The sequence below is a fragment of the Tabrizicola sp. genome, from assembly GCF_036781545.1.
Classification (GTDB): Bacteria; Pseudomonadota; Alphaproteobacteria; order Rhodobacterales; family Rhodobacteraceae; genus Tabrizicola.
In genome coordinates this window covers 7,689-10,807 of record NZ_DAIQAT010000116.1, presented here as the reverse complement: position 1 = coordinate 10,807, position 3,119 = coordinate 7,689, and the positions used below count along the sequence as shown (strand labels likewise).

The 3,119-nt window shown below is 68.8% G+C and carries 3 protein-coding genes; 1 reads left to right on the top strand and 2 read right to left on the bottom strand.

Annotation, left to right across the window (positions count from 1 at the left end):
• Window positions 1–561 (top strand): winged helix-turn-helix domain-containing protein (locus V7Q39_RS15195; RefSeq protein ID WP_333817452.1); only part of this gene is annotated, 561 nt, incomplete at its 5' end.
• Between the two features lie 110 nt (window positions 562–671).
• Here the strand turns inward: V7Q39_RS15195 and V7Q39_RS15190 are convergent.
• Together V7Q39_RS15190 and V7Q39_RS15185 are read right to left on the bottom strand one after the other, a co-directional pair.
• Window positions 672–1,985 (bottom strand): aspartate aminotransferase family protein, encoded by a 1,314-nt coding sequence (locus V7Q39_RS15190; RefSeq protein ID WP_333817451.1) that lies wholly within the window; start codon window positions 1,983–1,985, stop codon window positions 672–674.
• The gene (locus V7Q39_RS15185; protein WP_333817450.1) at window positions 1,982–3,007 is read right to left on the bottom strand and encodes a phosphotransferase; all 1,026 of its coding nucleotides are present in this window, start codon (window positions 3,005–3,007) and stop codon (window positions 1,982–1,984) included. The genes V7Q39_RS15190 and V7Q39_RS15185 overlap by 4 nt, the downstream gene beginning before the upstream one ends.
• Between the last annotated feature and the right edge of the window lie 112 nt (window positions 3,008–3,119).

Sequence of the window (3,119 nt, the reverse complement as noted above, 5' to 3'; positions counted from 1 at the left end):
CTGGTCGACGAGGAGGAGCCGGACATCATCATCCTGGACTGGATGATGCCGAAGGTCTCCGGCATCGAGGTCTGCCGCCGGCTGAAGATGCGGCCCGAGACAAGGTCGATCCCGATCATCATGCTCTCGGCCCGGGCCGAGGAGGTGGACCGAATCCGGGGGCTGGAGACCGGGGCGGACGATTATGTGGTGAAACCCTATTCGGTGCTGGAGCTGATGGCGCGGGCCAGGGCGCAGCTCAGGCGGGTGCGGCCCTCGACGGCGGGGGTGGTGCTGGAGCATGAGGATATCCGGCTGGACCCCGAAAGCCACCGGGTCTACCGGGCGGACAAGGTGCTGAAGCTGGGGCCGACCGAGTTCAAGCTGTTGGTCACGCTGATGGAGCGGCCTGGGCGGGTGTTTTCCCGCGAGCAGCTTCTGGACCTGGTCTGGGGGCGGGACATCTATGTCGACACCCGGACGGTGGACGTGCATGTGGGGCGGCTGCGGAAGTCGCTGATGCAGCATGGCGGCGGCGATCCGGTGCGGACGGTCCGCGGGGCGGGCTATTCCCTGGGATAGGTGCCCGCGCGCGGGCGCTTCGCCGGATGACTTGAAATCAAGGGCTTAGCCGCGGGCGTTAAGGATCTGGCAACGCTTTTCCTTCCGGGCTTCCTGCGAAAATCCGGGTCTCAGAGCGAGCCCAAGAGCCGGTCCAGCGTGGTCAGAACCTGATCGACATTTGCCTGGCTGAACGGCAGCGGCGGGCGGATTTTCAGGCTGTCGCCTTGCGGGCCCGTGGAACTGATCAGGATATGATTGTCGCGGAGCGCGTTCACCAGACGGTTGGTGCGGGCCGGGTCGGGCGTGCCATTCGTCTGGATGGTCTGGCCGATGAAAAGGCCTGCGGCCCGGGTTTCGCCCAGAGCCTCATGGCGTCTGGCGAGGGAGCGGAGCCCGTCGGCCAGCGCGGCGCCGACGGTGGCGGCGTTCTGCTGCAGCGCCTCGTCGCGGATCACGTCAAGGACGGCGAGGCCTACCGCAGCAGCGACGGCATTGCCGCCGAAGGTGTTGAAATAGCGCGACTTTGCGCCGAACTCCGCAATGATTTCGGGCTTCAGGACCAGCCCGGCCAGCGGGTAGCCGTTACCCATCGGCTTGCCCATGCTGATCATGTCGGGGATGAGATCATGGCGCTGGAAGCCCCAGAAATGGCTGCCGGTGCGGCCGAAGCCGGGCTGGACCTCGTCGGCGAGGAAGAGGCCGCCGGCCTTGCGGATGGCGGCGGCGGCGGGGGCGAGGAAACCGGCGGGATCGGGGCAGACGCCATCGGAGGAGAAGATCGTGTCAACGATCAGGAGGGCGGGCCGGATGCCCTGCGCGGCCATGCGGTCGCAGGCCTGAGCCACGGCCTGCGCAAAGCCCGCCGCGATGCCTTGCGGGTAGTTCGCGGCGGAGGGGGCGGGGATCGGGAAGACGGTCGGGCCGGGGGCGACGGCGGGGCCGATCGACATCGACATCTCGGCGGTGGCGAGGGTGACGCCGTGATAGGCGTTGTCGGTGACGATGATTCCGTTCCCGCCGGTCGCGGCGCGGGCGATGCGCAGCGCGAGGTCGTTCGCCTCGGACCCGGTGCAGGTGAACATCACATGCGAGAGGTCGCGTGGCACCAGGGCGAGCAGCCGCTCGGCATAGGTGAGGATCTGCTCGTTGAGGTAACGGGTGTGGGTGGCAAGGGTGGCGGCTTGCCGGGCCATCGCCTCGACCACGCGCGGGTGGCAATGGCCGACGGAGGCGACGTTGTTGTAGCAGTCCAGATAGGCGGTGCCGTCCGGGGCGTAGAGGGTGACACCGTGGCCGCGCACCAGATGGACCGGGGTTTCGTAGAAGAGCCGGTAGGCCGGGCCGAGAGCTTCGGCGCGGCGTTCGGCGAGGGCCTGGTCGTCTGGGGAAAGATGGCCGGTTCCGGGGGTATAGGCGTTCAGCATCGTGGTCTGGCGGGTCATGCCGGGAGCCTTTCGCAGGCGTGAAGCAGCGCGCCGGTGAGCGCGGCGGGATCGGTCAGCGCGTCGAGCCCCGCGCGGGAGGTGGGGGCGTTGCGCAGGATATAGGGGGCATTGTCGGGGTAGCGGGCAGCGCGCCAGGCGGAGATGGTGAGGGTGGTCGCGAGGCGGGCGGTGATCAGGTCGGGGAGAAGGCGGAGTTCCGGTTCCGTCAGGGCGTTGGTCCGGTGGTAGGCGGTGGTAAGCGGGACCAGAAGGGCCGGGGGATCGGCGGGGTCGATCAGGTAGGAGGCGGCGACCGCGAGGTCGCAGATCCGGTGCGAAAGGGTCATGTCGCCGAAGTCGAGGATGCCGGTCAGGCGGGCCGGATCGGCGGGGTCGGCCAGCAGGTTGTGGGGGTTGAAGTCGCCGTGGATGACCTGCCGCGGAAGGGCTGCGAGAGCCGGGGCGGTGTGGCAGGCGAAGTGGTCGAGGAAGGCGGCGATATGGGGCTGGAGGTCGTCGGGGAGGGCCGGGAGGAGCGGGGCCAGATCGCTGGCGTTCCGGATATCCCAGAGGAGGTGATGGTCGGCGGCGGGGTGGTGGAAGCTGGAAAGGGCGGCGTCGAGGTGGCCAAGCGCGGTGCCGATGGCGGCGGCGAGGTCCGGGGTGCGGGGCAGGTGGGCGAGGGGCGTGCCGGGAAGCCAGCTGAGAAGGCGGAGCGCGCCGTCCGGAGTGGGAAGGACGGCGCGGCCGTCCCCTGCGGGAATCACCCGGGGGATGGGCAGTCCGGGAGCTTCCCGCGCGAGGTGGAGCAGGGCCTCGGTCTGGAATTCTGTGAGGGGTGCGGGCTCGGCAGGGTTGGCGAGCTTCAGGGTGAAGCTGCCGGTGGCCGTGTCGAGCCGGTGGTTCTGGTCACGTTCCGAGGTGAGGGGGTGAAGGACGCCGGTCAGGCCCCAATGGGCTTGCGCCAAGGCCGAAAGCGCCTGCTGCGACAGGCGGGGCGGGGGAAGCGAGAGCAGGCTGCCGGCGGGGTCTGGGGTCATCTTTCTGGTCCGGAGGGCAGGATAGCGGCTCGTGCGGCGGGGACCAGTGGAATGTGGGCTTGACATGGTTGACTATTTTAGTAGGGATATAGGTCAGAAACCCAGCCAGCCC